We start from the raw sequence: 6046 nt of genomic DNA on the forward strand, positions 1-6046 counted from the left end.
ATGCGAAGGAACAAGGATCCAGCGCTTCAAAACCCAGTCACTACATTTCGCATAATGTATACAGAGTCCGTGGCGGAATGCCCTACAGCGGCCTGTGCGTCGCGAGGCGATCCGAGTCCGACCCCTAGCAGTAGGGTCATGGCGACCGTAGCCAACTTCTGCGCAATTCGCTTCCAAGCGGCCTTCTCGGGCTCCGAATTGCTCCGCTCGGCCATCACGACCGCCGACCACATCTCCGGGCTGTCACCGATCTCATTTGCCATCCGCTCGATGTAGTGGATTTCGGCGTTTTTGCCTTGTTTCCAAAGAGAAACCGTCGCGCGCGAAACGCCCAGCGCCAGAGCCCCAGCGTTGTCACTCTGGATCTTCTGCACATGCTTCCAGCGGCAGAACAGGTCGTAGCTGGCGCTCATTGTCGATACCTACTTGACAGGGGTGTATAGGGGTACTTTACAGTTCGCCCCGGTGTCGAGGAATGCTTGACACCACCCGCCAGCCGCTCCCCCTAGGGCGCTGGCGGGAATCTAGGGGCTGGGGGATGGGGTAGGGGATGGACGCATACATGCTCGCTGTCGGCACGCTGGGGGTCCTCTCCGTGTTCGCCGGACTTGCTCGACTCGGCGCGTGGCTGATTGCCCGCCGCGAGCGCGATGCCACCGCCGCAATTCGTGACGCTGCGTTCGCAGCCAGGGCAGCAGCGGAGGTTCGCAAGTGATCTTCCTCGTACCCATCGCGCTCCTGCTGACCTACGTGTGGTTCAAGGCCATTCGTCGCGGGCCATTCGAATGAGCGCGCCTTCCGCACGTGTGCTGGTGGCCATGACGCCGCAGAGGGGCTTTTCCCCGGTTTACGTCGGGGAAAAGGGGCAGGGAGCAGCGCAGATTGGCCCGGGGAGTAACACGGGCCAAAAGGGTGAGCAAACCGCGATCATCGACTACCTGACCCTTGTGATGCCCGCTTCCGCCCTTGAAGAGTTTCGCTGTTCCAACGTCGATGTTCTGCTGTACAAGCTGTTCGGTTTCCGGGGTGAAGTCGTAGCGGGTGCCATCCGCGAGAAGAACTGGAATTTCTACCCCCTGTCCGCCGTCCTCAAAGATCGCGAGGGCGAGCTTGTTGGCCGCATCGGCATGGGTGGCAACCGGGAAACGGTGTGCGTCAGCATCACCGGCGCTGGCTGCAAATGGGTCAAGGACTGGCGCGTGACGTTCAACGCCGCCTCTCAGCTCAAAGCCAAGATCAGCCGCGTTGACTGTGCCCATGACGACTTCGAAGGCAAGCGCCTGGACGTACACGCGCTGCGTCAAGTAGCTGCGGAAGGTGGCTTCGCCGAGGGCGGCTGTCCTCCTCGGCACCGCTTTATGTCCGATGAAGGCCACGGCACCGGCAACACTCTGTACGTCGGCGGAAAAGGCCACAAAGAGCTGTGCGTGTACGAGAAGGGCAAGCAGCTCGGGCTGTCGTCCTCCCCATGGGTGCGCGCAGAGGTGCGCCTGTATGGCAAGCACGTCGAGGTTCCGCTGGAAGTGCTGCTTGATCCCGGCTCTTACCTCCGTGGCGCATACAGCGTTCTTCGCGACTTGATCAAAGGTGTGTGCAGCAGGTTGCGCACCATCCGCAAACAGGTGGACGTATCGGTGGAAGCCGGTATCGAGTGGGCACACCGACAGGTCGGCCCCTTCCTCAACGTACTTCGTGGCGCGTTCGGTCCTTCGTGGGCCGATGTAGCCGAAGCCCGCATCCTCCGTGACGGTCACCCCGGACGGTTTCGCGGTATCTCCAAGGGTGACGCACTCCACAAATATGTGAGGGAAGGACTATGCCAATTTGCCGCGTGAAATCTGCTGTTGTCGATGAAGAGCGGAACCAGAAAGCCGGGACCATCATGCGTTCCCAGATGGTCGGCCTCGACCTGGGCAACGGTTTCGAGCTGCCGTTCCGTGTCGGCCTCGGCCAGCGCCCCGCCTATACGCCGGGCGAGTACGACATTGATCCCAAGTCCTTCGCGCTGGGTACCTACGGCGATCTGACGCTCAAGCGTTACGTCGACCTCGTTCCGGTCGGCGCGAAGGCCGCACCCGCCTCGGCAAAGCCGCAGGCTTGACCCATGGGCCAGCTCACCAGCACCACTTATTGGAGGCCGTGAGCATGGCCCGCGTTCTCACGTGCGTCACGTACGACGAAGCAACCGACCATTGCAGCAAGGAGGTCTGGTTGGAGCAGTCGGATTGGACGCACTACTTACCCACCGTTGAACAGGCCAACGAGGTCGGCGCCGTGTTCTTCACTTCCGTGATGATCTTGGCCGTCGCAAAACGCCTGCTTTTCCCACCTGAAGAGAGAGAAATCCGATGAACCGTATGAACCGTGAAAGCTTCGCCCTGCGTGCCAAGGCCCTCGCTGCGTCCACCAAGGCTCGTGGCGTTGCCCTGATCGGCACCGTTTCCATGCTGCCGGGCCTCGCCATGGCTCAGGATGCGACGTTCGACCCGTCCACCATCACCAGCAAGATCACCACGTACGCTGGTTACGCGCTGGTCATCGTCCTGGCACTGGCCGCTGCCGTGTGGGGCCTGCGCGCTGCTGGTCTGATCGGCGGTCGTCGCTGATCGAAGTCAGTAAGGCCACAAGGGGAGGGCGACCTCCCCTTTTTCAATTGGGGACCCCTATGGAAGGCTTGGTAATGCTCATTTGGTGGGTAGCGCTCACCGCCGTGGCGGCTCGCGTCTAATGCGCGCGCTCGGTCAGTACTTCGCAAGGGCATTGGTGCGGCGTGTCGCGTATGCCGTGGCGGCGGTGCTGGTTGCCTCAGTGCTTCACCTCTGTTCCGCCGGGGCTCAAGCTGCTGCACAGTCGTGCGGCCCAAACCCTGTTACCTGTGATCAGGGCGAGGCGTTCGTTGCCGCGACCAACCTCGCTGACAGCGAGGGGCCGCGCATATGCAAAATGGTCGGCGGCTCGACTGTCACCTATACCGGGGCCAATGTCAGGCTCGCAGACGCGGGCACATATCTTGCGCAGGTCGCGTGCTCGAACGGCTCCAATACAGCCAACGCCGGTAGCACTTATTTCTCCCAGAGCTGCCAGTCGCGCAACAGTCGGTATCCACCCGGCGATGCGCCCCCGTGGTACTCAGAGCCCGCAAAGTGCATTGGCGGCTGTCAGATCACCGGGGAGACCTTTTCGCAGAGCAACGGCGGTATGAAGGTCTACGGCCAGCGAAATCGGTACTACACCGGCCAGACGTGTAGTAGGCCCAAGGGGCAGGAGGGCATCGGTCCGGAAGGGGACAACAAGGAAGCTCCACAGAAGCCTAAGCAGGACGAATGTGTAGCGCTCGGGTCGGGCCAAACGTCCTGTTCAAAGCCCAATGGCGACCACTGCGCCACGTCGTCCACCGGAAAGACCTTCTGCTGGAAGCCAGGACAGGAAGGCTCACAGGCAGACGGCAGTGACGGCCAGAGCAAGAGCCCGCAGGGCAAGCCAGTAGCGCCACCGTCGCAACCGGCACCGCCCGAGCAGGAGTGGCAGCGCAAGGAGGGCCATCAGAATGAGGTCTGTGTTGGCACCAGCTGCACGACGTACAACGTGACCAATTACCGATCTGTTCCCAATGGCACTGCCAAGAACGGAACCGGCGACAACGCGCCTGACGGCGGCAAGAACACATCCGGTAACGGCAAGCCCGGTACCGGCAGCGGCGGCGGCTCCAGCTCGGACGACGGCGAAGGTGATTCCGCGACGGACAGCGGCAATTGCGAGCAGGCCCCCGCATGCACAGGCGACACGCTCAAGTGTCTCCATCTCACGTTTACGTGGAAGATTCAGTGCAACACGAAAGGGTCAACGATCAGCGGGGGCCAAGGCTGTTCGAATAGTGACGTGCCGGTCTGCGTTGGCTCCAGCTGCAAGGCGGAGGCGTATTCCCAGCTGTTGCAGCAGTGGCGTTCGCGATGCGCCGTCGAGGGCATCAAGGGTTCCGTCGAAGGACATGCAGGGCAGGGCGACGGCGACAACGGAGAGGGCAGCATCTTCATTGACGACTCGGGCAAAGAGCTGTCGCTTGACGAAGGCAAAGTCGCCTATGGGGGAGGGCAGCTCGGGTTCAGCCTGTCGGTCGAAGGCATCAAGTTCGAAATGCCCCAGCAAGTGCTGGACTTCATTGCCGTGCTTCGTGTCCTGATCATCGCTGGCGCGACGCTGACCGCAATCGCGATCATAAGGGGCAACTGATGCTTGACTTTACCGATGGATTGGGTGTTTGGCTCTCCAAGCTGATCATCAACAAGGCAGCGCGCTGGGTCACAAAGACCTTCATGGGGCTCGGTGTCGGGCTCGGCAGTTACCTGCTCATTCTTCAGCCGCTCCTTGATTGGGCCATTGCCAAGTGGCAAGCGATGCCGGGCAGCATCGCGATGTGGCTGCATGCCCTCGGCATCGATGTGGCCGTATCGATCATCCTGAGCGCTTACGGTTTCAAGGGAACTGAGCGCCTGTTCTTGCGGAAAAGGGATACCCCATGAGCATCTATAAGACCGCAGCAATGTCGCTGCTGACCGGCATTCTCGGCAGCGGTAAGACGCTTCGTGCCGTGCAGCTGATGAACGAGGCTGTCAAAGACGAAGAGAAGGTGTATCAATCCGGGTTCAAGGGGCTGGAAGTGCCCGGCGTGATTGACTGGGAAGACCCGCGTAAGTGGCAGGAGCTGCCGTCCGGCGCCATCCTGTTCGTTGACGAGGCTCAGAAGTGGTTCGGCGAGCGCCGGTCGGGCTACGCCCCCGACTACCTCAAAGCCATGAACACCATGCGCGGCGAAGAAGGCGTGCGCATGGTGCTTCTTACCCAGCACCCCAAGTACCTGGACAGCCACATCAAGGATCTCGTGGGTTGCCATGAGCATCTGCTGCGCGAGTCTGGAAAACTGGCCTCCAAGCTGTACCGGTGCGACGAAATCATGGAAGACCCGCGCAGCCCGCGAGGTCGGTCCAAGGCGGACTACGAGGTGTTCCGGTTCCCAATCGAAACGGCGGGAAAGATGTACGTCTCCGCCAACAGCGGTCACACGATCAAGTACCGTATGCCGGCGTTGGTAAGAAAGGCCATCTTGATCGGTGGTGCCGGCGTTCTGATGCTTGGGGGCGTGTGGTACTTCATGTTCCGCAATGCATACGCGGAAATCGCGTCCACGAAAGAGCAGGGCGCTGCTGCCGCCTCTGGGGCGCCCACGGCGACCCGGAGCGGCGGCGGCGACCCTGCGATCAATCCCTCTGCGAGCCGCGTTGCGATGCGGACAGGAACGGACTACATCGCCGCCATCACCCCCCAGGTACAGGACGTGCCGTGGTCGGCGCCAGCTTTCATGGCGCGGCCAGTCGTATCGGACCCGCACATTTACTGCATGTCCACCAGCAACTCGTGCCGGTGCGTCACTGAGCAGCACACCCGCGTCGTGGTGCGGGATGACGTTTGCCGGGATATCGCTCGCTGGGGTGAGCCGTACAACCCGTTCAAGCCACCGGTGGAGGCCCAGCGCAATGAGCGGCCGCTCGCCAGCGACGCGCGCGACCATCATGCTGCGCCGCAGCCCGCTCCCGGGGTACAGGGGGCTGTGCTTGGAAAGGAGGCAAGGATCCTTGGCACTTTCCCGGAGTCACCGCAGAACCGTTACGAAGGCACTTGAGGCGGTAAGGTCAACGCGTGCAGCGGATCGGCTGTCCGCCGCTTAGCAGCGATTCGAAGCCGTGTTCCGTTCGGATAATGTAGACCCCGCCTGCGCACTGGGCGGCGTCCGGTACTGGAAGTCCCAGAACAACTGAGGCTGGCGCAGCCTCTCGGACTACAGCAGGTTCTGCTGCCTCGCTCGGGCAGACCGCTCGGTCGTTGCGCTCCTGCGCCAGTACACCTCGTGTTGCCGCCAGGCCGAAGGCGCATCCCACGAGCGCCAGCCCTAGCAGTCCTGCCACCACTTGCCAGCCGTGCTTGTCCATGCCCGAATTTCCCTGATTGCGTGCCTTGCCGATTCTAGCCGGGGTGTAGGGGCAGCGCCCCT

The 6046-nt window shown here is 61.9% G+C and carries 10 protein-coding genes; 8 read left to right on the forward strand and 2 right to left on the reverse strand.

Annotated features, from left to right (window positions below; all coding sequences use genetic code 11):
- Nucleotides 1-26: 26 nt before the first annotated feature.
- The gene (locus tag C2U58_RS02150; RefSeq protein ID WP_102944350.1) at nt 27-413 is read right to left on the reverse strand and encodes a DUF3693 domain-containing protein; all 387 of its coding nucleotides are present in this window, start codon (nt 411-413) and stop codon (nt 27-29) included.
- Nucleotides 414-562: 149 nt separating this feature from the next.
- Between C2U58_RS02150 and C2U58_RS19995 the strand changes: the two genes are divergently transcribed.
- From C2U58_RS19995 to C2U58_RS02185, 8 genes are all read left to right on the forward strand, one after another.
- On the forward strand, nt 563-715 hold the full coding sequence (locus tag C2U58_RS19995; RefSeq protein WP_172448054.1) for a hypothetical protein: 153 nt from the start codon (nt 563-565) through the stop codon (nt 713-715).
- A gap of 70 nt (nt 716-785) precedes the next feature.
- Nucleotides 786-1835, forward strand: a complete 1050-nt coding sequence (locus tag C2U58_RS02155; RefSeq protein WP_253256617.1) for a replication initiation factor domain-containing protein — start codon at nt 786-788, stop codon at nt 1833-1835.
- Complete coding sequence (locus C2U58_RS02160) at nt 1832-2101, forward strand: G5P family DNA-binding protein (protein WP_253256619.1); 270 nt, start codon at nt 1832-1834, stop codon at nt 2099-2101. Before C2U58_RS02155 ends, C2U58_RS02160 begins: the two co-directional genes overlap by 4 nt.
- 44 nt (nt 2102-2145) lie before the next feature.
- Nucleotides 2146-2352: a hypothetical protein gene (locus C2U58_RS02165; protein ID WP_102944361.1), complete on the forward strand. Its 207-nt coding sequence runs from the start codon at nt 2146-2148 to the stop codon at nt 2350-2352.
- Complete coding sequence (locus tag C2U58_RS02170) at nt 2349-2606, forward strand: hypothetical protein (RefSeq protein ID WP_146033386.1); 258 nt, start codon at nt 2349-2351, stop codon at nt 2604-2606. The genes C2U58_RS02165 and C2U58_RS02170 overlap by 4 nt, the downstream gene beginning before the upstream one ends.
- Nucleotides 2607-2727: 121 nt before the next feature.
- Entirely contained in the window at nt 2728-4230 is a 1503-nt protein-coding gene (locus C2U58_RS02175; RefSeq protein WP_216362373.1) for an A coat protein, read from the forward strand.
- Entirely contained in the window at nt 4230-4520 is a 291-nt protein-coding gene (locus tag C2U58_RS02180) for a DUF2523 family protein (protein ID WP_102944353.1), read from the forward strand. The genes C2U58_RS02175 and C2U58_RS02180 overlap by 1 nt, the downstream gene beginning before the upstream one ends.
- On the forward strand, nt 4517-5677 hold the full coding sequence (locus C2U58_RS02185; RefSeq protein WP_102944354.1) for a zonular occludens toxin domain-containing protein: 1161 nt from the start codon (nt 4517-4519) through the stop codon (nt 5675-5677). The genes C2U58_RS02180 and C2U58_RS02185 overlap by 4 nt, the downstream gene beginning before the upstream one ends.
- 10 nt (nt 5678-5687) lie before the next feature.
- Here the strand turns inward: C2U58_RS02185 and C2U58_RS20135 are convergent.
- On the reverse strand, nt 5688-6046 hold a 359-nt coding region (locus tag C2U58_RS20135), incomplete at its 5' end, for a hypothetical protein (protein ID WP_216362374.1).

Origin of the sequence: Stenotrophomonas sp. VV52, assembly GCF_002893095.1 — a bacterium.
Lineage (GTDB): Bacteria > Pseudomonadota > Gammaproteobacteria > Xanthomonadales > Xanthomonadaceae > Stenotrophomonas > Stenotrophomonas aracearum.

Coding starts and splice junctions, on each gene's coding strand:
- C2U58_RS19995 (WP_172448054.1), top strand. CDS start 563: ATGCTCGCTGTCGGCACGCTGGGGGTCCTCTCCGTGTTCGCCGGACTT.
- C2U58_RS02175 (WP_216362373.1), top strand. CDS start 2,728: ATGCGCGCGCTCGGTCAGTACTTCGCAAGGGCATTGGTGCGGCGTGTC.
- C2U58_RS02165 (WP_102944361.1), top strand. CDS start 2,146: ATGGCCCGCGTTCTCACGTGCGTCACGTACGACGAAGCAACCGACCAT.
- C2U58_RS02170 (WP_146033386.1), top strand. CDS start 2,349: ATGAACCGTATGAACCGTGAAAGCTTCGCCCTGCGTGCCAAGGCCCTC.
- C2U58_RS02150 (WP_102944350.1), bottom strand. CDS start 413: ATGAGCGCCAGCTACGACCTGTTCTGCCGCTGGAAGCATGTGCAGAAG.
- C2U58_RS02155 (WP_253256617.1), top strand. CDS start 786: ATGAGCGCGCCTTCCGCACGTGTGCTGGTGGCCATGACGCCGCAGAGG.
- C2U58_RS02185 (WP_102944354.1), top strand. CDS start 4,517: ATGAGCATCTATAAGACCGCAGCAATGTCGCTGCTGACCGGCATTCTC.
- C2U58_RS02180 (WP_102944353.1), top strand. CDS start 4,230: ATGCTTGACTTTACCGATGGATTGGGTGTTTGGCTCTCCAAGCTGATC.